Origin of the sequence: Sulfitobacter sp. 1A15258, from assembly GCF_043557045.1 — a bacterium.
Classification (GTDB): domain Bacteria; phylum Pseudomonadota; class Alphaproteobacteria; order Rhodobacterales; family Rhodobacteraceae; genus Sulfitobacter; species Sulfitobacter faviae.
Genome location: NZ_JBIFFK010000013.1, coordinates 1 through 21,884 on the forward strand (window position 1 = coordinate 1; position 21,884 = coordinate 21,884).

Consider the following 21,884-nt stretch of genomic DNA (forward strand, 5'->3'; position numbering starts at 1 on the left):
AGACCGACTGACCGCCACGCAACGCCGGGATCTCATGGAGATCGTGGAAGAGCGCTACGGTCGCGGCTCAACGATGATAACCAGCCAATTACCCATCAAGGCTTGGCATGACGTCATTGGCGAACCAACCTTCGCTGATGCCATCCTCGACCGCATCGTTCACAACGCTTACCGCCTCGAACTCAAGGGGCCGTCTATGCGGAAAAGCGTCACCAAAATGGATGACGAAAACCCTCAAACCTGATAACCCCAACCCACTGCCTCACGGCAACGCGTCACAAGTGGGCGGATACCCCGGAATAGGTGGGCGCATGTTGTCGGAATGAGTGGGCGGATACTCCGGAATACGCACACTGACGCGCGAAGGCACCGATTCCCCACTATTCTCGGGCCGGCTTGATGCGGAAAAGCTGCGCAAGTTCTCCGGTGCCCTGTTCGCTCCGGCAGAAATAGAAGATGCTTTTCTTTGCGGCCCCGCCGAGATGATTCAGGAACTCAAGACCGCGCTCCGCGACCTAGGCGTTGAAGAGAACCGTTTTCATGACGAGCTGTTCGCTCCCGCCGATGCTGACAATACCGCCACCGTCACGCTTGCGCCGCTTACGGCGGAAGCCGCCACTGGAGAAGGAGTTCAGGTCACGGCGATCCATGATGGCACCGCCCGCAGCTTTGTGATGACACCTGATCAGGAAAGCGTGGTCTCCGCCGCCGCAGCAGGTATCGAACTACCCTATTGCTGCAAGGGCGCAATGTGTTCCACCTGCCGCGCCAAAGTTATCGAAGGCGAGGCAGAGATGACGCTGAACTATGCTTTGGAGCCTTGGTAGTTGAAGGAGAACTTTGTCCTGACCTGCCAGGCCCGTCCGAAAACCAAAAAACTGACAGTCGATTTCGACCACGTTTGACCTGTGCCGCTTTCCGCGACACCCCACGGGCGCGCGGGGCCGGGATCCCCAAGACCTTCGCCAAGTTGAAAGTCTTGGGTCCACGAAAACCCGCGTGCCAGTGTCGGCTAAAAGGTCGGATTCAGGCAAAGCGCACAGAACCCGATCTCAGCGGTCTTTTTGGTTGACGATCAGTTCTGCATTTTCGGGTAGTTCCGAAACAATGTTCACCTCGTCAGCACGAATTCGTGCATGCAGTTTGAAGGTATCAGCGGCGGCTGCTTCTGCGGCGGAAGCGTCGGCACCGTCTTCCAGCACAAGCGAGAGGCGGATCATGTCGCGATCGTTCTCGCGCGTTACCACGGCCTGCGCGGCCTTTGCGCCCGGCGTGCCGATGACAACTTCTTCAACCACGCGCGGATAAACGAAAATCTCGCGCACTTTGACCGCTGCCCCGACCCGTCCCTGCAATGCTGAAATCCGGCTGACGGTGCCATCCGCGTTGCTTTCCAGGGCAAAGGCGCTGTCGCCGGTGCCGAACCGGATCATCGGCCAGGTGGCATCGCGCGCGGTCACGACAACCTCGCCAGGTTCGCCATGAGCGACCTGTTCGCCGCTGACCGGATCGCAGATCTGCACCACGCGGTCGGGATGAACCAGGTAGCCTTCGCCGCCATCCTCATAGGCGACAAGGCCCAGATCGGCGGTGGCATAGGCGGCCCAGGTGGACACGCCGTATTCGGCCTCGATCCGGCGGCGCTTGGCCATCCAGTCGCCCATCTCACCGCCGAGGAAGGCTGTCTTCACCTTCCATGCGTCGCGGCCATAGGTTTCGATCACCTTGTCCGCCAGCGTCAGGAAAAACGCGGTCGAAGCGCAGATCGAAGTCACGCCGGTTTCGGCGATGATCTGTGCCTGAAGCTCCGTATTGCCGACGCCTCCGGGGATCACCGTGGCGCCTGCGGCCTGTGCCGCTTCGTCGAACAAAAGCCCCGCGGGCACCAGATGATACATCCAGGTGTTCAGGATGATATCCCCCGGCCCCACGCCTGCCGCCTTGAACAGCCGGTCAAGGCCGTGGCCGCCACCGTCCGAAAGGGCCGGTTCGAAAATCGGGCCGGGGGACACGTAGATCCGCCCGACATCCTTCAGATCCGAGGCCAGGAACCCGCCAAAGGGCGGGTTCTCGCGCTGGATCTTCAGAAGCTCTTCTTTTTTCATCACTGGAAGACGCGAGAGGTCCGCCACCGATGTGACAGCTGCCGGATCGAATCCGGCAGCCGTAAATCGCGATTTCAGGCCAGGAGCTTTTTCGGCCGCAGCGGCATAGGCTTGAGCTATATCTTTGTAGATATCATCAGACATTTCCATGCCTCCTCGTCCAATCGGGCGTTAAAGCGGGCAGTCCTTACGGAAGTTCGGCGCGCGCTTCTCGCGGTGCGACAACACACCTTCCTTGACGTCCTCGCTCATGAAGCCAAGCATCTCCAGCGCGGTCGACGCATCAAAGATCGGCCCGGCCTGGCGCAGCCAGTTGTTCAGCGAATACTTGGTCCAGCGAATCGCGCTTTGCGAGCCGTTGGCCAGTTCGACGGCTGTATCCAGCGCGATCTGCTGCAGCTCGTCATCCTCGACGCACATTGATACCAGACCGATACGCTCGGCCTCTTCGCCCGACACCGGCTTGCAGGTCATCAGATAGTATTTCGCCTTGGCCATCGAGGTCAGCAGCGGCCAGATAATCGCCGCGACGTCACCGGCGGCAACACCAAGGCGGGGATGACCATCGACAATCTTGGCCTTCTTTCCGGCGATCGAGATGTCGGCCAGGATGGCAACCACAAGGCCTGCGCCGGCCGCAGGGCCATTGATCGCGGAAATGATCGGCTTGTTGCAGTTGATGATGTTATAGACGAGATCCTTGGCTTCTTTCCACGTCTTCATGATCTCGTGCGAATTGCCAATCATGTTTTCGATCAGGCTGAAATCACCCCCGGCGGAAAATGCCTTGCCCGCACCGGTCACGATGACCGAATTGATGTCTGGGTCACGGTCGATATCGATCCACATGTCCGTCATCTGAGTGTGGGTTTCGGCATCGACCGAGTTGAATGTCTCGGGCCGGTCGAACGTGATGCGCAGGACGCGATCCGCCGGGTAGTCAAATTTCAGTTTATCGTATTTTGCATAACGATCCGACATGGTTCTATTTCCTCCGTGGGGTATTGAGTCAGCCAGGCAGTCCCAGGACGGCCTTGGACAGGATGTTTCTTTGGATTTCGTTCGATCCACCGTAGATCGTGGTAGGTCTGGCCTTGTAGAAACTCGCCAGAACATCGACACTTACGTTGCCGACCTGAAGCGGCCCGATGGAGCCGCCATCGGGACCGGCTGCTTCGATCATCAGCTCGGTGATGCGCTGGAAGCATTCAGTCACCCAAATCTTCAGCATGGACACATCCGCACCGAGCGTCTCGCCACGTTTGAGCTGATCTGCAAAACGGGCATAAAGCGCGGCATGATCTTCCACATCCAGTGCCGCCTGGGCAAAGCGGTCACGGAACACCGGATCGTCAAACGCGCCACGGCCACGGGCAAAGCTTTCAAGCTGTCCCAGAGCGTTCTGGGCCAGACTTGGCGAACCGATGAAAATGCGTTCGAAGCTCAAGAGAGCCTTGGCCATCGTCCAACCCTTGTTCAGCTCGCCCACGAGGTTCTCGCGGGGCGTCCGTGCATTGTCAAAGAAGACCTCGCAAAACTCGGTCTCGCCCGACAGGGTCGTGATGGTGCGCACCTCGACTCCGGGTTGATCCATCGGAGCGAGCAGGAAACTGATGCCCTGCTGTTTCTTCGGCGCATCGGGATCGGTGCGCACCAGCATGAAAATATGCGTGGCGTCATGCGCCATCGTGGTCCAGATCTTCTGTCCGTTGATGACAAAGTCGTCGCCGTCAATCTCTGCGCGTGTGCGCAGGTTCGCCAGATCGGACCCGGCGCCGGGTTCCGAATAGCCCTGACACCAGATATCTTCGCAACTCAGGATACGCGGCAGCCAGTAATCTTTTTGTTCCTGGGTGCCGAATTTGATGATCAGCGGCCCGACCATCTGCACGCCCATGTCGCGACCGCGATTGACGCCCCAGCGCTGCTGCTCTTCATAAAAGATCAGCAGCTTAGCAGCGTTTAGGCCCATACCGCCGAATTCAGCGGGCCAGGCTGGCGCGACCCAGCCCTTGGCGTGAAGCTTGCGGTGCCAATGTTCGATCTCGGCGAACTTCGGTCGGTGCGGCAGGTGACGCAGCTCCTCGGGATATTCCGCCTCGAAGAACTGGCGCACTTCTTTGCGGAACTCTGCATCGGTCATAGCGTTCCAGTCGGTCATTGTGCTGCCCCCTCTGCTTCGCGTGCCTCGAACCATATCCGCCTGTGATAGGCATCGTCGCCCAACCAGGCCGACAGCACCAGCGCCCGGTTCAGGTAGAGCCCGATATCGAACTCATCCGTGTACCCGACGGCCCCGTGCAGCTGGATGGCGTCGCGGGTGATTTTCTTGGCGGCCGTGACGGCGCGCGCTTTGGCGCGGCTGGCAATCGGGGCCCGAACCTTCGGATCGGTTTCGCTGTCCATCTGCGCAAGCGCCTCCCGCACTCCGGCCTGCGCGACCTCGCACATCACGTTGAGGTCGACGGCACGGTGCTGGATGACCTGGAATGATCCGATCGGCTTGTCGAACTGCTCCCGCGTCTTGATGTAGTCGAGCGTGATCTCGAAGGCGCGCTCGCTCAGGCCGACAAGCTCGGCCGCGGCAAGCGCCGTTGCATCGGCGACAGCCTCGGCCAGTGCAGTGAGAACCGCACCGCTGCTGGCCAATTCCGCGGCCGGAGTTCCCGAAAACGAAAGCTCGCCCAGAGAGCTGCCATCCGCCTGCGTCCGCTTGTCGATGACAAGCCCCTGCGCGTCTGCCTCAGCCAGAACCAGAACCGGACCATCATCCTGTTCGGCCACGACAAGGAACCCGTGCGAACCGATCGCACCGACGACCCAGGCCTTGCTACCGGTCAGCTTTCCGTCCGCGTATCGGCAGGTCGCATCGGCAGGCGCCCCGTCGGGGCCGCGTTCCTGCCAGGCAACCGCCAATGAAATTTCGCCGCCGATGAGCTGTGCCATCTTCGGATGATCCGGACAAAGGCGGCGCAGAAGGCCGAGGCTCAGACCGATCGTCGACACGACCGGTTCCGGGGCAATCACACGGCCGACTTCCTCGGCGATGACACCCCCGGCGGCTAGGCCCATGCCAAGCCCGCCCTGATCTTCGGGCACCGCCACGCCGAAAACACCGGCCTCGGCCAGTTCCCGGACCATCTCCGGATCGAAACCGCCCCCGGCATCACGGAGTTGTCGGGCTCTGTCACTTCCGCCCGCCCGTTCAAACAACGTGCGCACGCTCTCGCGCAACAGGCGAAGGTCTTCTTGTTCGCTGGAAAGGATATCAGTTTGTGTCATTTTGTTTTCGCTGGATCATCACGGGGGTGTCGGTCGAAAAAACGACCTCGCCCTCGGGGTTTCTGGCGCTGAGCGTATAGTGCAAAACACCTCTGTCGGGCTTGCTTTTTGACGGTGTGACCGAGTTGACCGTCAGTTCGACATCAAGGGGTTCGTTCGGGTGCACAGGCCGCAGCCAGCGCAAATTGTCAAAGCCCATGCCGCCGATATTGGCAACATCGACCATCATCTCGGTCATGACCGGCTTGAACACCTCAAGCATGGTCTGAAAGCCCGAGGCGATCAGGCTGCCATGTATGGCGGTTGCATAGTCTTCATCGGTGTGCAGCCGCTGCGGATCCCATTCCTTGGCAAAGGCCTTTATTGAATCCGCGCTCATCGGAGCGCTGCGAAAGCGATAGACTTGGCCCGGCGAGAAGTCTTCCAGATACCTCAAGAGGCACCCTCCTTTGCGAAACCGTCATCGTATCCGCTCGCATCCTTGGATATTCGGATGCGGTTGAATTCTTCCAGCTTCGGATAGGTTTGCTTGAACGCCACCAGGAACTCACCCATCGGCGCGTCGAAATAGAGACCACGGTCGTTCACATATTCCATGTGCCGGTGATTCTGTTCGTCGAACTCATGAAAGAGCGCGTCGTGATAGCCGTCGAAGACCAGGGGTTTGACCCCGAATCTTTCACACAGTTCCATGTTGAATGCAGGTGTCACCTTGTAGGCCTCATTCCCCAACCACAGCTGAACATAGCCGTGGTAGATAAAGAGATCGGTCCCCATCAACTCCTGCAACTTGGGTGTATTCAGGTGGTTGCGCACATCCGCGAACCCCAGAGCGGCAGGGATACCCACAGCACGCAAACAAGCCGCCAGAAGAATTGCCTTGGGAACGCAAAACGCCGCTTCCGCCCCAGCGATACGGCTGGCACGGTAAGAGTCCTCATCCAGCGCAAAACAATAGGGATCATAGCGAATATCGTCGCGCACCGCTTCGAACAGGCGGATCGCCTTATCTCGATTGGTTGCGCCCACAGGAAGATCACGCAAAGCCGATGTCACGAAACCCTGCACTTCCAAGCTATCGCTTTCCACAAAGCGCGATGGCATGACATAACGCTCAGCTTCAGTCGGCAGGTCATCGTCAGACTTGTCCATTGGACCCTCCTTTTTTCTAACAATTGTTAGATTACCGATTCAAAACCTGCCCGTCAACGGGATTTACTCTGTCTTTGGTTGGTCCAAGCCATAACGCGTATTGTCTTCGCCCAGAGTGGCTGCAACTCCGACCGAATTTCCGGAAGAACGGAACTCCGGGGCAATTGGCAGCGGCAAAGCGGGCGCGTCCCGGCCGGAGATTTTTACGGTCCGCCCGAACACGTCACGCGCTTTGAAATGCGGGCCACGCGCCGCCTCGGCGGGCGTCTTCACGACCGAACAGCAGCAATCTGCCGCAGCCAGCAAAGGCTCCCAATGGGTCGAGGGGTGTTCCCTCAGACGACGTGCAACCTCTGCGGCACAGGCATTTGGATCGGACCAGTCATCGCGAAGGGCCACCGGCAAACCAATGACATCGCAGAACGACTGCCAGAACTTTTCTTCCAACGCGCCGACGGCGATCTGACGCCCGTCCGCAGCCGTATAAAGCCGATAACGGGCCAGGCCACCCGTCAGACGGCTGCAACCGCTTTCGATGTTCTGCCCGGCAATCACACCTTCGGCATGGGCCCAATAGGCAAAGGCGAACGCCCCCTCGGCCATTGCGATATCCAGATGCGTCCCCTGCCCGCTTGCCTGCCGCGCAATCAGGGCCAGCAGGATATTCATCACCGCAGGATAGGTTCCGCCTCCGATATCGGCGACCAGCCCGAACGGGGCTGTTGGCTGGTCATCCGGTCCGCGACTGAGCGACAGGATACCCGCATCACCGACGTAGTTGAGATCGTGGCCGGCGGCGCTGGCCTTTGGTCCGGTCTGGCCATAGCCGGTGATCGAACAATAGATGAGACCGGGATTGATCTTTCGCAACGCTTCATAACCAAGCCCCAGCCGGTCCATCACGCCGGGACGAAACTGCTCTACCAGAACATCGGCCTTCTCGATCAAAGGGCGCAGACGTTCCACTGCGCCCCTTGACTTGAGGTCGATGGCCACCGATCGCTTGCCGTGGTTCAACACGGCAAATCCGATGCTCTCTCCGTCGATCCTGGGCTCGGTTTGGCGCGCGTCCTCGCCGACTCCGGGCCGTTCGAACTTGATCACTTCGGCGCCGGCCTCGGACAGCATGAGCGTCGCCATCGGACCGGGAAGAAGGGTGCTGAAATCCAGCACCAGGATATCCTTGAGAGGTTGAGCCATCTTCATTGCCTCAGGCGAAGCGCGCTGCGCCGTTGTTCAGAACAACCACGTCGCGTGCAGGAATAGACGCTCGAAACCGGACCTCGCCGTCCTCTTCCCAGATTTCGAACCGCACGGTTTCGCCGGGATAGACCGGAGCCGAGAACCGAACATCCAGACCGACAAGCCGGGCAGAATCATAGTCAAGCAACGTCTTTAGAATCGCCCGGGCCGCCAGCCCATAGGTCGCCAGACCATGCAGGATCGGGCGGTCGAACCCGACAGAACGGGCCACATCCGGGTCAGCGTGAAGCGGATTGAAATCACCGCTGAGACGATAAATAAGGGCTTGGCGGGGCAGGGTATCGATATCACATATGTGATCAGGCGCCCGGTCAGGTAGCACTGCGGGTGCCGGACCTGCCTGGTTCTCACCGCCGAACCCCCCATCACCGCGACAGAAAGCCGACATCGCCACGCGCGCCAGTTTTTCACCGCTGTCCGCGTCGATAATATCACGGCTTTGGTAAATGACGGCTCCCTTGCCCTCGCCCTTGTCGGCGATGAAGTCGATCTTGCTGCGGCCGACAATCCGGCCATGTGTCGGCAGCGGCTTGTAGATGTCGAGCCACTGTTCTCCGTGCAGCACTTTTTGCCAGTTTACGCCGGTCTTGGGATCGCGCAGCCAGAAGCCGGGATACCCCAAAATGACCGCCATCGAGGGAACTGCCTTGAGCCCGTCCTCATAGACATAGGCCAGCTCCTTTTTGTCGGTCGGATCCTCGCCGAACCCAAGGCCGAGTGCATACAGGATGGTATCCCGCTCGGTCAGCGTCTGTTCGATTTCCTCAAAGTCCCAGTTCGACAGTGCCTCGAAATCCAATGGCATTTACTTTCCTCCCTTAGTTGCCGTCAGAGCGTGTTTTGCGATCCAAGTATCGCCGTGACCTGGCTGGACAGCACACCGCCGTTGCCATGCGCCAGCGCCAGGTCGATATCCTTCGACTGAATGCCCGGCGCGTCGCCACGGATCTGACGAGCAGCCTCGATCACTGTGAAGATGCCGTACATCCCGGGGTGCACGCAGGACAGGCCGCCGCCATTCGTGTTCACCGGCAAGACGCCGCCAGGCGCGATGCGTCCGCCCTCGACAAAGGCCCCTCCCTCGCCCTTGGCGCAGAACCCAAGATCTTCGAGAAACAAAATCGTGTTGATGGTGAAGGCATCATAGAGCTCGACCGCCTGGATATCCGCAGGGGTCACTCCGGCCGCCGCAAAGGCGCGCGCGCCCGAGTCGCGGGCCGCGGTCACGGTGAAATCCTTCATCTGGGAAATCTGCCGGTGCGAGCTTGCCGTCGCACTGCCCAGCACATAGACAGGCACCTTGGGGAAATCCCGTGCGCGGTCCGCGCGGACCATCACGATCGCGCCACCGCCGTCGGTGACAAGACAACAGTCGCGCACGGTCAATGGATCGCCCACCATGCGCGCGCCCAACACGTCTTCTCGGGTCAGCGGGCCGCGCTCGAACGCTTCGGGGTTGTGTTGTGCCCATGCCCGCGCAGCAACGGCCACGTCGGCCAGCTGCTCTCGGGTGGTGCCATATTCATGCATGTGCCGGGCTGCGGCCATCGCATAGGCCGAGATCGGATAGCGCGGATTATATGGCGCCTCGTAGGCCGGCGGACGTGAAGCGGTCACGAGTCTGCCCGATGCGGTGCGCTGGTTGGAGCCATAGACGATAAGAGCGACATCACACAGACCGGCATCAAGCGCCATGGTCGCGGACGTCAGGTAGTTTACGAAGGACGAACCGCCCGACATCGTGCCATCAATGAAACGGGGCTGGATGCCCAGATACTCCGCCGCCATAAGCGCCGGCATGCTGTCTTCCATCATGGTGCAGAACAGCCCGTCGACGTCGGACAGTTTCAGCCCGGCATCGCCAAGCGCCGCAAGCGCAGATTGCGCCATGACATCATAGGCCGTCAGGCCATGGGCTTCTCCGAAACCGGCATGACCGGTTCCCACGATGGCGGATTTCCCCCGAAGTTCTGTGGTCATGACTTATACCTCCGACGGCTTGAAGAGCACGGCCGGAACACCCTCGGCCTCGCCCACGAAAGCGGTTACAGCCATGTCGATGGCGACCTCACCCGGTGCAATGTCTTCGACCCGGCTCATCATTCGAACGCCCTCTTGAAGCTCGACCATGCACACGTTGTAGTCGCCACCGCGGTTTTGGCTGCGGCGCACGACGGTTGTGGTGTAGACCCGTCCCTTGCCGGTGGCCTGCTTCCACGAAATCGCGGCGCCATGACAATGTGGACACAGGACTCGCGGGAAAAAGTGATAGGCCCCGCAGTCGTCGCACTTGGGCAGCAGGATCTCTCCCTCTGCCAGCGCGCGTTGGAAAAGCTGGTCTGGTCCTTTGGCATCCTGCATAGGCGTTCTCCTTCAAGCGACCCAGTCTTTGTTCAAGCGTATTGATAATCTTTCTAACAATTGTTAGATTTAGTCAACCTTTCAGGATCAATTGAGAGAAACTCATGTCAGGTTCAGACTTAGCCCCCCTTTCCGGCAAACTCGTCGTTGCGCTGGAACAGGCAGTCGCTGCGCCTTTTTGCTCCTCGCGGCTGGCCGACGCCGGCGCGCGCGTGATCAAGATCGAACGCAAGGGCGCAGGCGATTTCGCCCGCGCCTACGATACCGCCGCCAACGGTGAAAGCGCCTATTTCACATGGCTGAACCGAGGCAAAGAATCGGTCGCCTTGGACATTAAAGCCGACGAAGACCGTGAAATCCTGCTCAGGATGCTGGAAAACGCAGATGTGTTTATTCAGAACCTGCTGCCGGGCGCGCTGGCCAAGCTGGGGCTCGATTCCGCGAGTCTGCGAGAGAGCTTCCCGCGTCTAGTGACCTGCGACATCACCGGATATGGCGAAGACGGCCCGATGCGCAACGCCAAGGCCTATGACCTTCTGGTGCAATGCGAGAGCGGTCTGGCATCAGTGACCGGTACACCCGACGGACCAGGACGGGTGGGCGTGTCGGTCTGCGATATCGCCACCGGTATGACAGCCCATGCTGGAATCTGCGAAGCACTTGTCGGGCGTGATCGCACCGGCAAGGGCAGCGGCGTTTCCGTGGCAATGTTTGATGTGATGGCCGACTGGATGTCGGTTCCACTGCTGTATCACGATTACCTTGGCAAGCCGACACCTCGTGTCGGACTGAACCACACGGTCATTTGCCCGTACGGGGCCTATGAATGCAAGGACGGTCAGCTTGTCGTCATTACCGTGCAACACAACGGCGAATGGCAACGGTTCTGTGAACACATACTGGGCGATGCGGCTTTGGCAACCGACCCCCGGTTCCATGACAACACGTCGCGAATTGAAAACAAACCCGCGCTCGAAGTTCTCATCAAGGACGTGTTCGCCTCGCATGACCGCGCCGAGATGCTGAAGCGGCTTGACGCTGCGGGCATTGCCTCGGGCGCGGTGAACGACGTGGCGACCCTGTCCGGTCACCCCCAGCTTGACCGGTCCGTAATTCGCACGCCTTCCGGTGAAATCAACGTCCCGACCCCCCCGATCCGGCGCAGCCTCGGCGAAACGGCACTGGGCCCCTGCCCGGCCTTCGATGCGCAAGGCAAGGCCCTTCGCGCCGAGTTCGGCCGTTGTTCATAAAAAACGGTAGGCAACTAAGTGGACAATCAAATGACCGATGAGAACAATCCGGCGATCCTTCAAGACGTGAAGATCGTCGATCTGACTTCTGTAGTTTTCGGACCTTTGGCGACGCAGATGCTGGGCGATCTGGGGGCCGATGTGATCAAGGTGGAAGGCCCCGAGGGCGATCTTCTTCGCCAGGTCCAGCCATCGCGCAACAAGCTGATGGGGGCCGCTTTTCTGGGGACCAACCGTAACAAGCGCAGTGTCGTACTCGACCTCAAAACACAAACCGGTCTCGATCAGTTGCGCAAACTGCTCATCGATGCCGATGTGATGATTTCGAGCATCCGGCCTGCGGCGCTTGCCAGATTGTCTTTGGATCCCGAAACCCTGCGCCAGGAAAACCCGAACCTGATCACGGTATCCGCCACCGGTTTCGGACAGGACGGGCCCTATGCCGCCAAGCCAGCATTCGACGATTCCGTCCAGTCGGTGTCGGGATTGGCCAGCCTGGCAACCTTGCGCGACCCCGAGGCACCGCCCGCTTATGCCCCGACAATTCTGGCCGACAAGCTTGGCGGCGTGACCGCCGCCTATGCCGTGATGGGCGCCCTGTTCCACCGCGAGCGTACGGGACAGGCCCAGCATGTCGAAGTTCCGATGTTTGAGACGCTGGCCGCCTTCCTGCTGGCCGAACACATGGATGGCGCCACCTTCGAGGAGACTCCGCAGGATTTCGGCTATGCCCGCATGCTGGTTCCGCACCGGCGTCCGGTTCAGACCGCAGATGGCTACATCACCATTCTGCCCTACACCAACGTGCAATGGGCGCGGTTCTTTCAGGCGGTCGGGCGCGACGACATGATCGACCATGTCTGGGTCACTGACATGGATGCCCGAAGCCGCAACATCGGCGCAGTATACGATATGGTGGCGCAGATTGCGCTGACCCGGACCACAGATGAGTGGCTTGACCTCATGGAGCAGGCCGACATACCCGCCATGCCAGTGCGCAACCTGTCAGATTTGCCGAACGATCCCCATCTTGCCGCAACCGGGTTCTTTCAACGGATTGATCACCCGACCGAAGGTGCGATCTGGACGACACGCCCGCCGGCTCGCTTTTCGGCGACCCCTGCGCGACATGATCATCGCCCGGCCCCGCGACTTGGGGAACACAGCGACGAAATTCTGGGACCGGGCAGGGAATAGCCCCATCCGGCACCGGACGGATCAAACATCCATCGAGCGTGCGATCAGTTCCTTCATGATCTCGTTGGTGCCGCCATAGATCATCTGGACCCTGCTGTCGGCATAAAGTCGCGCGATGGGGTATTCCATCATGAAACCGTAACCGCCGTGCAGTTGCAGGCATTCATGCATGACCTCGTTCTGCGTCTGGCTGCCCCACCATTTCGCCATCGAAGCCGTGGCCGCATCAAGTTCGCCCGCTTCAAGACGCGCGAGCCCGTCATTTACGAAAGAACGTAGCAATTCGGCCTTGGTTTTGCATTCCGCCAGTTTGAAGCGTGTATTCTGGAAGTCCATGATCCGGCTTCCAAATGCCTTGCGGTCCTGAACATATTTCACCGTTTCATCGATCGCAAAATCAATAAAACCGAGCGCGGTAATGCCGATCATCAGCCGCTCCCAAGGCAGCTGCTTCATCAGCTGGTAGAACCCCTGCCCCTCTTCCGGACCAAGCAGGTTCGCCGTGGGCACGCGCACATCCTCGAAGAACAGCTCAGCAGTATCCGAACCTTTCATACCCAGTTTCTTCAGGTTCCGTCCCCGGCGAAAGCCCTCGGCGCCCTCGGTTTCCAGAACGATCAACGAAACGCCCTTGGCGCCGGCGTTGCGATCGGTCTTTGCCACGATAACAACGAGATCCGCCGTGTGCCCGTTTGTGATAAAGATCTTCGAACCGTTGATCTTGTAGTGGTTGCCATCCTTTTCCGCATAGGTTTGTACGTTCTGGAGGTCAGAGCCCGTTCCAGGCTCGGTCATGGCAATCGCCGCAACGCTGTCGCCGCTGACCAGTTTCGGCAACCACTTTTTCTTCTGTTCCTCACTGCCATATGCGTTGAGATAATGGATTACGATGGACTGAATCCCATAGCCCCAACCCGTATCACCGGTGCGCCCCTGCTCGTAGACGGTAATCGCGTCGAACCCGATGCCGCCACCGAAACCACCATATTCTTCGGCAATCGAGCCACCCATGACACCCTGCTGACCGACTGTTTTCCAGAAGTCGCGGTCAACAATTCCCTGCTCCGCCCATTTTTCAATCTTCGGAGCCATCTCTGCATCGAAAAGCCTGCGTGTACTATCGGCGAACATCTTGTGTTCATCCACTGCCCAACTCGGGGAGTTCTTGATCAGAGACATGTTTTATTCCTATCGAGTCATGCTTGCATTGAGGAAATCTAACAAGTGTTTTTTTTCTCGACAATGAACCCGAGCCGTTCTGACGGAGCGTCACACGGCTTCGGACCGTGCGCATCCGGATTTTTCCAATCAACGCGCCGCCCATTCGGCTCGTACAAAAAGGCCCGACAAAACAGGCGGGCCTTTTTGTAATTTTTGCAATGGACTTACAGCTTGTCGGTCAGTTCAGGCACAGCTTCGAACAGGTCGGCGACCAGACCGTAATCGGCCACCTGGAAGATCGGGGCCTCTTCGTCCTTGTTGATCGCGACGATGATCTTGCTGTCCTTCATGCCCGCAAGGTGCTGGATCGCACCCGAGATGCCGACGGCAATATACAGGTCAGGCGCGACCACCTTGCCGGTCTGGCCAACCTGCCAGTCGTTCGGTGCAAAGCCCGAGTCGACGGCGGCGCGGGATGCGCCAACGGCGGCGCCCAGCTTGTCGGCCAGTTTCTCGATCAGCGCGAAATCGTCTTCCGAGCCGACGCCACGGCCGCCCGACACCACGATACCGGCCGAGGTCAGTTCGGGACGGTCGCTTTCGGCGACCTTGTCTTCGACCCATTCCGACAGGCCCGAAGCGGAGGCCCCGCCCACGGTTTCCACGGCGGCCGAGCCACCGGTGCCGGCCGCGTCGAAGCTGGCGGTGCGGAAGGACACGACCTTTTTCGCGTCGCCCGATTTCACCGTCTGGATCGCGTTACCTGCATAGATCGGGCGCTCGAACGTGTCGGCATCGACCACGCCCGAGACGTCGGTCAGCATCATCACGTCCAGCAGCGCGGCCACGCGGGGCAGCACGTTCTTGGCGTCGGTGGTGGCGGGCGCCACGATGTGATCGTAATCGCCTGCCAGCGACACGATCAGGTCGGCGGTCGATTCCGCCAGGCGATGACCCAGCGCGGGGTCTTCGGCGACCAGCACCTTGGCCACGCCATCAATTGTCGCGGCTTCTTTCGCGGCGTCGGCGGCGGATGCGCCGGCGCACAGAACCGTCACGTCGCCCAGGGCCTTGGACGCGGTGACCGCCTTTGCGGTCGCGTCCATCGACAGTTCACCATTGTTGACTTCGGCAAGAAGAAGAACAGCCATCACACCGCCCCCTTTTCCTTGAGTTTCGCAACCAGCTCGTCGACCGAGCCAACCATTTCACCGGCGGCGCGTTCGGCCGGCTCGGACGTCTTGACCACGGTCAGGCGCGGGGTGACGTCGACGCCGTAATCGGCGGCGGTCTTTTCATCCAGCGGCTTTTTCTTGGCCTTCATGATGTTGGGCAGCGACGCATAGCGCGGTTCGTTCAGGCGCAGGTCGACGGAAACGACGGTCGGCATCTTGACCTTGATGGTCTGCAGGCCGCCATCGACCTCGCGGGTGACGACGGCGCTGTCGCCATCGATGCCCACTTCCGAGGCAAAGGTCGCCTGGCTCCAACCGAGGATCGCCGACAGCATCTGGCCGGTGGCATTCATGTCGTTGTCGATCGCCTGCTTGCCGCAGAGAACCAGACCGGGCTGTTCCTCTTCCACGACCTTGGCAAGGATCTTGGCCACTGCCAGCGGCTCGATATCCTGGTGCACGTCATCCGCTGCGACGACCAGGATGGCGCGGTCGGCGCCCATGGCCAGTGCGGTGCGCAGGGTTTCCTGCGCCTGTTTGACGCCGATGGATACCGCGACGACCTCTTCGGCTTTTCCCGCCTCTTTCAGGCGGATCGCCTCTTCAACGGCGATTTCGTCGAACGGGTTCATCGACATCTTAACGTTGGCGAGATCGACACCGCTGCCATCCGCCTTGACGCGGACCTTCACGTTGTAGTCGATCACGCGTTTCACAGGCACGAGTACCTTCATTGGCGTGGGCTCCTTGAGTTTTGCGATAAGGTTTCAACCGAGCTAACGGTCTTTGAATTCTGGAGTTCTTTTTTCCGAGAACGCTTTCATCGCCTCGGGAAAGTCATGCGCGCACAGCAAAACGCTTTGGGCATCGCGCTCGATATCCAGCGCCTCGAGATAGCTGCACTCGGCTGCGGCGCGCATCACACGCTTGGCGGTCTGAACGCCAAACATCGGGTGCGTTGCAATCTCGCGGGCAATTTCCAACGCCCGTACCTCGACCTGGTTGGCCGGCACGCATTCTTCGACAACGCGCAGGTCCCTAGCGGTGCGTCCGTCGATCTCGCGGCCCGTGAGCACCAGCATCCGCGCCACCCCCGCACCGGCACGCTGTTGAAGCAGCCAGCTTGATCCCGTGTCAGGACAGCCGCCGACGCGCGCAAAAACTTCGCACAGCCGGGCATCTTCGGCAGCAACGACAATGTCCGCCGACAAGGCCAGGCTTAAACCCGCGCCAAAAGCCACGCCGCATACCGCGGAAATCAGAGGTTTGCGAAACAGATAGGCCGCGCGTCCGCCATCGTGAACCAGCTCCACCATTTCCGATGTCGCCTTTGCGCCTTTCGCGATCTCAGACTGAAACCCGACAAGATCGCCGCCGCTGCTGAAATGATCGCCACCGGTCATAACAACGACACGGATCGTAGCGTCCCGTTCGGCTTCGCGCAGGAGCGCCACTAGTTCTTCGACGAACCCGATGCTGTAAGGGTTGCGTTTTGTCGGCTGAAGAAACCGCAGGATTCCGACAGGGCCATCCCTGTCCAGGCGAATAAGCTCAGTCATTCAAGCCTCCATCAGGTCCCGGTCCAGACGGGTGCTCGCTTTTCAGCAAAGGCCTTTGGGCCTTCAATCGCGTCGTTGCTGGCGTAAACCACCTCGTGCAGGCGCTTGCCCTCTTCCAGACCACCGGCACAGCCAAGATCCATGGTTGCGCGAACACTGCCTTTCGCGGCAACAACCGACAGCGGGGCCGCGCTGGCAATGCGTTTGGCAAGGTCGAAGGCCCGTGCGCGGACAGCATCGGGAGTGTCTTCGATATAGTTGGTGAACCCGTATTCGTGCAGGCGCTCGATCGGCATCAAGTCGCCGGTCAGAACGATTTCCATAAGGATGGGCTGCGGTAGCATGGACAGTGCCGGCGATGCCCAGGGCGATCCACGACCGATCTTTACTTCGGTGATACCGACCTTGGTCCCCTTGAGACCGACCCGCAGATCGCAATTCAAGGTCAGCATCATTCCGCCCGCCATCAGCGACCCCGTCATCGCCGCGATGATCGGTTTCTTGCAGGCGCGCATTGTCTCGTGAAACGGGTCGCGCATCTTGGTCAGAATATCGACGCCCTCGTCGCGTGCGATTTGTGTGGCTTCCTTCAGATCCAGTCCGGCGCTGAACACGCCACAATCGGCCGAAGTCAGAATGGCCACACGAACGCTGTCATCCGCCTCGATCTTTTCCCAAGCATCGGTCAGCCCGTTCGTAGCCGCCACGGAAAGTGCGTTTTTGCGTTCGGGCCGGTCAATACAGACGGTTGCAATTCCGTCTTCGATCTTCACGTCAATGGGGCTCATGATACCTGCTTCGCTTTCTCGGGACAATCTAACTGCGGAAAGCTTCCCCGCGACGTGTCGGCCGCGGGGAAGCCCAGTCTTATTCGACTTTGAACGTCGCGGAGTTGTGCTTGATGACATCCCAAACAACGTCGAGATAGTCGGCGCTCCAGTCGGTCAGCGGAACCCAGGTTTCGCCATTCCACTGTTCGACCCGGGTCTTGCCACCACCTCCGTGGTCTTTGTCGGTCACTGTAACCGGGGCCATGATGCCGTTTCCATCGAAGTTCTCGATCGATTCATAGGCATTCTTCATGTTTTCCGGTGTGATCGGCCAACCGTTTTCGGTAATCGCAATACGCGCAGCTTCGAAACCGGCCGAGTAGATCGCCATGCCCGTATTGTAGTACACGTCGCGCACGAGGCTCTCGGGTCCGCTGCCCTTGCCATTGGCATAATAGGTGTCCAGCATCGTCTTGACGATCGGAACTTCCTGGCCACCGGCCACGTTGGTCCCGCGCAGGATGCCTTTCGCCTCTTCCACTCCGATGTTGGCGATATCGACTTCGTTCAGCCAGTTCACCGCAAGATAGCGGTCAATCGGGAAACGGTTGCGACGCATTTCTTTCGAGGCAACCACATGTCCGCCCGCCAGTAGCCAGCTGATCACATAATCTGGCTTGTCACGGCGGATTTTGCTCCATGCGCCGGCTTGATCCGATCCCGGAAGCGGCACGGGATAAAGCTCCAGTTCGAACCCTTCCTTCTCGGAAAGCGTTTTCAGGATCTCGATCGGTTCCTGACCGAAGGGATAATCCAGATAGATGAACCCGATCTTCGCTTTGCTCAAGTCACCGTCCATCTGATCCTTGATGAAGGCAACGTCATTTGCCGCCTGCTGCCAGTACGTCGGACCGACCGGGAAAACCCATTCGAATACTTCGCCGTCCACCGCGTCACCGCGGCCAACGAAAGACTGCATCAACACGTTCCCGTCCTTCATCGCACGCGGCAGAACCGCGTTCGTGACCGGCGTGGACAGAAAATTGAATAGGAACACACCTTCGCGCTTGAGCTGCTCGTAGCATTCCACGCCGCGCTGCGGTTCGTTGCCGTGATCGCGCACGATGATTTCCACCGGATGCCCTTCGATCCCACCGTTCTCGTTGGTGTACCTCGCGAGGTCCTGTGCCGCCTGGGCCACTTGCGGCGAAATGAACGTGTAGGATTTACTGAGGTCGAAGCAGAGTCCGAAGCGGATCGGCTCCTTGTCCTGCGCTGCGGCCACAGTCGCGCTTGCTGCCAGCGCGGCAGTCAGGGCCACCGCCTTTATGTGCTGTTTGATCTTCATCGTTTCTCTCTCCCGTTGGTTTGATTTAGGGCGGTTATACCGTTTCATGGGCCACTGCCGCCCCGCATGGCGGAACCCTTCCTGTGTCAGTCTTTCACTGCCCGTATTTTGAGGAACTTTCTTTAACCACGTCCCACACGACGTCGGCGTATTCAGAGATCCAGTCGGTTTGCGGCACCCAAGTCTCTCCGTCCCACATTTCGATACGGGTCTTGCCCCCGCCGCCATGATCTTCGGCCGTCACCGTAATGGGGGCCATCAGCCCGTTCGCGTCATAGCCCTCAAGCGACTCCAGTCCGGCCTTGTAGGATGTCGGAGTGATCGGCAGCCCCTCGGCTTCCGCTGCCTTGCGCGCGGCTTCGAACATGATCGAATACATGGCCAGCCCGGTGTTGTAGAAAACGTCCTGCGTCTTCTCGATCGGGCCGGATCCCTCGCCCTTGTCATAAAGCTCGGCCATGATTTCCTGATACAGGGCAATATCCTGACCGCCCACGACATTGGTCCCGCGCTTGATACCTTTGGCGGCCTCTTTACCGATGTTGGCGATATCGACTTCGTTCAGCCAGTTGACCGAGATGTATTTGTCCATCGGAATGCGATTGCGCTTCATCTCTTTCGAGGCAACCACATGGGCACCGCCCAGCATCCAGACGATCACATGATCGGGCTTGTCGCGGCGCACCTTGGACCACACGCCGGCCTGGTCGCTGCCAGGCAGTGGCACGGGGTACAGTTCAAGCTCGAAACCCTCTTTCTCGGACAGGGTTTCCAGGATCTCGATCGGCTCCTGCCCGAAGGGATAATCGAAGTAAACAAACCCGACCTTCACATCTGACAGATCGCCGTCATGCAATTGCTTGATGTAGGCGACATCGTTGGCGGCCTGTCCCCAATAGGTCGGCCCGATCGGATAGACCCAATCGAAGACGGTGCCATCAACGGCATCGCCGCGCCCGACAAGAGACTGCATCAGGATACGCCCGTCTTCCATGGCCCGCGGCAGGATAGCCAGAGACACCGGAGTGGACAGGGTATCGAAAACAAAGACGCCCTCGCGGCTGAGTTTCGAGTAGCACTCGATTCCGCGCTGCGGTTCGTTCCCGTGGTCACGCACGATGACTTCGACCGGTTCCCCACCGATGCCGCCCTTCATGTTGATGAGCTTGGCAAGGTCCATCGCGGCCTGCGAAACCTGCGGCGTGACAAAGGTATAGGCTTTGCTGAGATCGTAGCAGATGCCGATCTTGAATGGCTCGGCCAGCGCCTGGGTGCCGAACAGCGCCCCGCCAACCATTGAAAATACAGCCAGCGCTTTGGTAAGTTTCTTCATTTGTTCCTCCCTGAACAGTTTCCGAATAGTACGTTAGCTCAGCCAACGTTTGCGTCGGCTGTAGTGCTTGACGTTGTGAAAATCGGTCTCTCCGCCGCCTAGATAGAACTCCTGAATGTCGGAGTTAGATTTGAGCGCCTCGGCGGTGCCGTGCATAACAACGCGGCCGTTTTCGATAAGGTACCCTTGCGAAACGATTTCCAGAGCCGCCAAGGCGTTCTGTTCCACCAGCAGGACGGACAGGCCCTCATCCTTATTGATCTTTTGCAAGATGCCGAAGATTTCCTCGACCAGGAACGGAGCAAGCCCGAGACTTGGTTCATCAAGCATCAACAGCTTCGGCTGGGTCACGAGGGCCCGCCCAATGGCAAGCATCTGTTGCTCACCACCCGACAAATAGCCTGCTTGCGAATTCTTGCGTTCGGCAAGCCGCGGAAAATATCCGTAGATCTTTTCCTTTTCCGCATTCAGCGTTGATCGGGACATTCCGCGTGGCGCGGCGGCGGTCAGGTTCTCGTCGGGGGTCAGGTGTTCGAAGACCCGCCGCCCTTCGATGACATGACAGATGCCCATCTCGACGCGTTTTTGCGCGAGCGCTTCGGTAATGTCCGTTCCCTGGAACGTTATCTCACCTCGGCTGATGCGTCCGCGCTCGGCTTTCAAAAGACCGCTGATCGCTTTCAACGTGGTGCTTTTTCCCGCTCCGTTAGAACCCAAAAGTGCGATCATCTCGCCCTTTGGAACCTGAACCGAAACACCTTTGATCGCCAGCATTACATTGTCGTACAGCACCTCGACACTGTTCATGGACAGAATGTTCTGGGCTTCAACTTTTTCTTGCATCGGCATTCCCCTATTTCTTGAACTGATCGAAGGGCCAGACCATCAGATAGTCTCTGATGTTGCCGTAGAGTTTTCCCAAACCGAGTGGTTCGATCAGAAGGATAATGACGATCAGTGCGCCATAGACTGCGTTCGGGATGTGAGCGAGTGTTTCAACATCGATCTGCATGCCAAGCCCGTCACTCAGCGTGACGACGAGACCGTTCACGATACCCGGAACAAGAAGGATCAGGGCAACACCGAAATAGGAACCGATAATGCTGCCAAGGCCGCCAACAATCACCATCGCAAGAACCTGGATCGAAACGGCAACCGAGAATTGCTCGGGTGCGGCGAGAAAGAAAAAGGTGGCAACAAGCAACGCACCGCTGACGCCTGCGATGAACGAAGAAGTCGCGAATGCGAGGATTTTGTAGTAGAAACTGTTCACACCCAGGATCGCGGCCGCAAAGTCTTTTTCCCGGACAGCGACCAAGGCGCGACCGAGTCCAGTCCGCTTGAGATTAAGCATGAAGATCGTCACCAACACACACCAGCCGAAGGCGACATAGTAGAAGCCAGTATCAGTGGTAATCTCTTGCCCGAGCAGCGCCAATGTCGGTGACTGGAGCGACGCGTGTGAGCCCCCCGAGATCGCCGGAGAGTGGGTCAGAACCCAGTCCATCACGAATTGCATAGCGAGAGTAGTGAGAGCGAGATAGAGGCCCTTGACCCGCAAAGCGGCAAAAGCGAACAGGCTGCCGATCACGGATGACGTCAATCCGCCGATGATAAGGGCGAATTCCCACGGCACCCCGAAACGCGCGGCATGGATCGACGAATACGCTCCGACGGCCATGACTGCAGCATAACCCAAGTGAAGTTGGCCTGCCCAACCTGTCACCAGATTCAATCCAAGCGCGGCGGCCGTCCAGATCAGCCAAGGAAGCATGTAGCTGTTCAGATAAAGCGACGGGATGATGAATGGCGCGGCAAGGCCAATCAAGAAGATGAATGCTGTCAGATTCCGGTCAGCAGGCACCTTGAAGATTCGGCTATCCGAAACGTAGTTGGCGTGATGGACGCCAGAAAGTCTGTAAAACATG

Annotated in this window: 23 protein-coding genes; 4 read left to right on the plus strand and 19 right to left on the minus strand. The window is 59.1% G+C overall.

Annotated elements, in window-relative coordinates; translation table 11 throughout:
* The coding region (locus ACGYK9_RS18110; protein WP_394414756.1) for an ATP-binding protein at positions 1-244 on the plus strand (244 nt) is incomplete at its 5' end.
* Positions 245-326: 82 nt separating this feature from the next.
* Positions 327-827, plus strand: a complete 501-nt coding sequence (locus ACGYK9_RS18115; RefSeq protein WP_394414754.1) for a 2Fe-2S iron-sulfur cluster-binding protein — start codon at positions 327-329, stop codon at positions 825-827.
* Positions 828-1,052: 225 nt separating this feature from the next.
* Here the strand turns inward: ACGYK9_RS18115 and ACGYK9_RS18120 are convergent, their stop codons facing one another.
* The 10 genes from ACGYK9_RS18120 to ACGYK9_RS18165 form a co-directional block, all read right to left on the minus strand.
* Complete coding sequence (locus ACGYK9_RS18120) at positions 1,053-2,249, minus strand: phenylacetate--CoA ligase family protein (RefSeq protein WP_232237126.1); 1,197 nt, start codon at positions 2,247-2,249, stop codon at positions 1,053-1,055.
* A 27-nt stretch (positions 2,250-2,276) separates the two neighbouring features.
* Complete coding sequence (locus tag ACGYK9_RS18125) at positions 2,277-3,086, minus strand: enoyl-CoA hydratase/isomerase family protein (RefSeq protein ID WP_028095226.1); 810 nt, start codon at positions 3,084-3,086, stop codon at positions 2,277-2,279.
* Positions 3,087-3,114: 28 nt separating this feature from the next.
* Positions 3,115-4,266, minus strand: a complete 1,152-nt coding sequence (locus ACGYK9_RS18130; RefSeq protein ID WP_136340186.1) for an acyl-CoA dehydrogenase family protein — start codon at positions 4,264-4,266, stop codon at positions 3,115-3,117.
* Entirely contained in the window at positions 4,263-5,387 is a 1,125-nt protein-coding gene (locus ACGYK9_RS18135; RefSeq protein ID WP_136340185.1) for an acyl-CoA dehydrogenase family protein, read from the minus strand. The genes ACGYK9_RS18130 and ACGYK9_RS18135 overlap by 4 nt, the downstream gene beginning before the upstream one ends.
* Positions 5,374-5,823 (minus strand): MaoC family dehydratase, encoded by a 450-nt coding sequence (locus tag ACGYK9_RS18140; RefSeq protein WP_136340184.1) that lies wholly within the window; start codon positions 5,821-5,823, stop codon positions 5,374-5,376. The genes ACGYK9_RS18135 and ACGYK9_RS18140 overlap by 14 nt, the downstream gene beginning before the upstream one ends.
* Entirely contained in the window at positions 5,820-6,539 is a 720-nt protein-coding gene (locus tag ACGYK9_RS18145) for a transglutaminase family protein (RefSeq protein ID WP_152467118.1), read from the minus strand. Before ACGYK9_RS18145 ends, ACGYK9_RS18140 begins: the two co-directional genes overlap by 4 nt.
* A gap of 63 nt (positions 6,540-6,602) precedes the next feature.
* Complete coding sequence (locus tag ACGYK9_RS18150; protein WP_152467117.1) at positions 6,603-7,739, minus strand: CaiB/BaiF CoA-transferase family protein; 1,137 nt, start codon at positions 7,737-7,739, stop codon at positions 6,603-6,605.
* Positions 7,740-7,749: 10 nt separating this feature from the next.
* Positions 7,750-8,607 (minus strand): MaoC/PaaZ C-terminal domain-containing protein, encoded by an 858-nt coding sequence (locus ACGYK9_RS18155; RefSeq protein WP_172975947.1) that lies wholly within the window; start codon positions 8,605-8,607, stop codon positions 7,750-7,752.
* A 23-nt stretch (positions 8,608-8,630) separates the two neighbouring features.
* The gene (locus tag ACGYK9_RS18160; RefSeq protein ID WP_152467116.1) at positions 8,631-9,782 is read right to left on the minus strand and encodes a thiolase; all 1,152 of its coding nucleotides are present in this window, start codon (positions 9,780-9,782) and stop codon (positions 8,631-8,633) included.
* A gap of 3 nt (positions 9,783-9,785) precedes the next feature.
* Positions 9,786-10,163, minus strand: a complete 378-nt coding sequence (locus ACGYK9_RS18165) for a Zn-ribbon domain-containing OB-fold protein (protein WP_152467115.1) — start codon at positions 10,161-10,163, stop codon at positions 9,786-9,788.
* Positions 10,164-10,267: 104 nt separating this feature from the next.
* Here ACGYK9_RS18165 and ACGYK9_RS18170 point away from each other — a divergent pair, with 104 nt between their 5' ends.
* Together ACGYK9_RS18170 and ACGYK9_RS18175 are read left to right on the plus strand one after the other, a co-directional pair.
* Positions 10,268-11,413 (plus strand): CaiB/BaiF CoA-transferase family protein, encoded by a 1,146-nt coding sequence (locus ACGYK9_RS18170; RefSeq protein WP_152467193.1) that lies wholly within the window; start codon positions 10,268-10,270, stop codon positions 11,411-11,413.
* Positions 11,414-11,443: 30 nt separating this feature from the next.
* A complete protein-coding gene (locus ACGYK9_RS18175) occupies positions 11,444-12,610 on the plus strand; it encodes a CaiB/BaiF CoA-transferase family protein (RefSeq protein ID WP_152467192.1) in 1,167 nt (388 codons plus the stop codon).
* A 21-nt stretch (positions 12,611-12,631) separates the two neighbouring features.
* On the opposite strand, the gene ACGYK9_RS18180 is transcribed toward ACGYK9_RS18175, so the two are convergent.
* The 9 genes from ACGYK9_RS18180 to ACGYK9_RS18220 all read right to left on the minus strand — a co-directional run bounded on the left by ACGYK9_RS18180 (position 12,632) and on the right by ACGYK9_RS18220 (position 21,883).
* A complete protein-coding gene (locus tag ACGYK9_RS18180) occupies positions 12,632-13,789 on the minus strand; it encodes an acyl-CoA dehydrogenase family protein (protein WP_081979662.1) in 1,158 nt (385 codons plus the stop codon).
* Positions 13,790-13,995: 206 nt separating this feature from the next.
* Complete coding sequence (locus ACGYK9_RS18185; protein WP_152467191.1) at positions 13,996-14,922, minus strand: electron transfer flavoprotein subunit alpha/FixB family protein; 927 nt, start codon at positions 14,920-14,922, stop codon at positions 13,996-13,998.
* The gene (locus tag ACGYK9_RS18190) at positions 14,922-15,680 is read right to left on the minus strand and encodes an electron transfer flavoprotein subunit beta/FixA family protein (RefSeq protein WP_090029138.1); all 759 of its coding nucleotides are present in this window, start codon (positions 15,678-15,680) and stop codon (positions 14,922-14,924) included. The genes ACGYK9_RS18185 and ACGYK9_RS18190 overlap by 1 nt, the downstream gene beginning before the upstream one ends.
* Positions 15,681-15,722: 42 nt before the next feature.
* A complete protein-coding gene (locus tag ACGYK9_RS18195) occupies positions 15,723-16,505 on the minus strand; it encodes an enoyl-CoA hydratase/isomerase family protein (RefSeq protein WP_136340178.1) in 783 nt (260 codons plus the stop codon).
* Between the two features lie 11 nt (positions 16,506-16,516).
* Positions 16,517-17,293 (minus strand): enoyl-CoA hydratase/isomerase family protein, encoded by a 777-nt coding sequence (locus ACGYK9_RS18200; protein ID WP_394414749.1) that lies wholly within the window; start codon positions 17,291-17,293, stop codon positions 16,517-16,519.
* A gap of 79 nt (positions 17,294-17,372) precedes the next feature.
* Positions 17,373-18,623: an ABC transporter substrate-binding protein gene (locus tag ACGYK9_RS18205; protein ID WP_276155046.1), complete on the minus strand. Its 1,251-nt coding sequence runs from the start codon at positions 18,621-18,623 to the stop codon at positions 17,373-17,375.
* Positions 18,624-18,717: 94 nt separating this feature from the next.
* Positions 18,718-19,956: an ABC transporter substrate-binding protein gene (locus ACGYK9_RS18210; protein WP_346348376.1), complete on the minus strand. Its 1,239-nt coding sequence runs from the start codon at positions 19,954-19,956 to the stop codon at positions 18,718-18,720.
* Positions 19,957-19,989: 33 nt separating this feature from the next.
* Positions 19,990-20,799 carry an ABC transporter ATP-binding protein gene (locus ACGYK9_RS18215; protein WP_043753147.1) on the minus strand — a complete coding sequence of 270 codons (810 nt, stop codon included), beginning with the start codon at positions 20,797-20,799 and terminating at the stop codon, positions 19,990-19,992.
* A gap of 10 nt (positions 20,800-20,809) precedes the next feature.
* Positions 20,810-21,883, minus strand: coding sequence for a branched-chain amino acid ABC transporter permease (locus tag ACGYK9_RS18220; protein ID WP_028095207.1), 1,074 nt, complete (start codon positions 21,881-21,883; stop codon positions 20,810-20,812).
* Between the last annotated feature and the right edge of the window lies 1 nt (position 21,884).

What these genes read in the sequence shown, in the direction of transcription:
- ACGYK9_RS18120 (WP_232237126.1), bottom strand. Translation starts at nt 2,249, where the DNA reads ATGTCTGATGATATCTACAAAGATATAGCTCAAGCCTATGCCGCTGCG.
- ACGYK9_RS18125 (WP_028095226.1), bottom strand. Translation starts at nt 3,086, where the DNA reads ATGTCGGATCGTTATGCAAAATACGATAAACTGAAATTTGACTACCCG.
- ACGYK9_RS18130 (WP_136340186.1), bottom strand. Translation starts at nt 4,266, where the DNA reads ATGACCGACTGGAACGCTATGACCGATGCAGAGTTCCGCAAAGAAGTG.
- ACGYK9_RS18135 (WP_136340185.1), bottom strand. Translation starts at nt 5,387, where the DNA reads ATGACACAAACTGATATCCTTTCCAGCGAACAAGAAGACCTTCGCCTG.
- ACGYK9_RS18145 (WP_152467118.1), bottom strand. Translation starts at nt 6,539, where the DNA reads ATGGACAAGTCTGACGATGACCTGCCGACTGAAGCTGAGCGTTATGTC.
- ACGYK9_RS18150 (WP_152467117.1), bottom strand. Translation starts at nt 7,739, where the DNA reads ATGGCTCAACCTCTCAAGGATATCCTGGTGCTGGATTTCAGCACCCTT.
- ACGYK9_RS18155 (WP_172975947.1), bottom strand. Translation starts at nt 8,607, where the DNA reads ATGCCATTGGATTTCGAGGCACTGTCGAACTGGGACTTTGAGGAAATC.
- ACGYK9_RS18160 (WP_152467116.1), bottom strand. Translation starts at nt 9,782, where the DNA reads ATGACCACAGAACTTCGGGGGAAATCCGCCATCGTGGGAACCGGTCAT.
- ACGYK9_RS18165 (WP_152467115.1), bottom strand. Translation starts at nt 10,163, where the DNA reads ATGCAGGATGCCAAAGGACCAGACCAGCTTTTCCAACGCGCGCTGGCA.
- ACGYK9_RS18170 (WP_152467193.1), top strand. Translation starts at nt 10,268, where the DNA reads ATGTCAGGTTCAGACTTAGCCCCCCTTTCCGGCAAACTCGTCGTTGCG.
- ACGYK9_RS18175 (WP_152467192.1), top strand. Translation starts at nt 11,444, where the DNA reads ATGACCGATGAGAACAATCCGGCGATCCTTCAAGACGTGAAGATCGTC.
- ACGYK9_RS18180 (WP_081979662.1), bottom strand. Translation starts at nt 13,789, where the DNA reads ATGTCTCTGATCAAGAACTCCCCGAGTTGGGCAGTGGATGAACACAAG.
- ACGYK9_RS18185 (WP_152467191.1), bottom strand. Translation starts at nt 14,922, where the DNA reads ATGGCTGTTCTTCTTCTTGCCGAAGTCAACAATGGTGAACTGTCGATG.
- ACGYK9_RS18190 (WP_090029138.1), bottom strand. Translation starts at nt 15,680, where the DNA reads ATGAAGGTACTCGTGCCTGTGAAACGCGTGATCGACTACAACGTGAAG.
- ACGYK9_RS18195 (WP_136340178.1), bottom strand. Translation starts at nt 16,505, where the DNA reads ATGACTGAGCTTATTCGCCTGGACAGGGATGGCCCTGTCGGAATCCTG.
- ACGYK9_RS18200 (WP_394414749.1), bottom strand. Translation starts at nt 17,293, where the DNA reads ATGAGCCCCATTGACGTGAAGATCGAAGACGGAATTGCAACCGTCTGT.
- ACGYK9_RS18205 (WP_276155046.1), bottom strand. Translation starts at nt 18,623, where the DNA reads ATGAAGATCAAACAGCACATAAAGGCGGTGGCCCTGACTGCCGCGCTG.
- ACGYK9_RS18210 (WP_346348376.1), bottom strand. Translation starts at nt 19,956, where the DNA reads ATGAAGAAACTTACCAAAGCGCTGGCTGTATTTTCAATGGTTGGCGGG.
- ACGYK9_RS18215 (WP_043753147.1), bottom strand. Translation starts at nt 20,799, where the DNA reads ATGCAAGAAAAAGTTGAAGCCCAGAACATTCTGTCCATGAACAGTGTC.
- ACGYK9_RS18220 (WP_028095207.1), bottom strand. Translation starts at nt 21,883, where the DNA reads ATGTTTTACAGACTTTCTGGCGTCCATCACGCCAACTACGTTTCGGAT.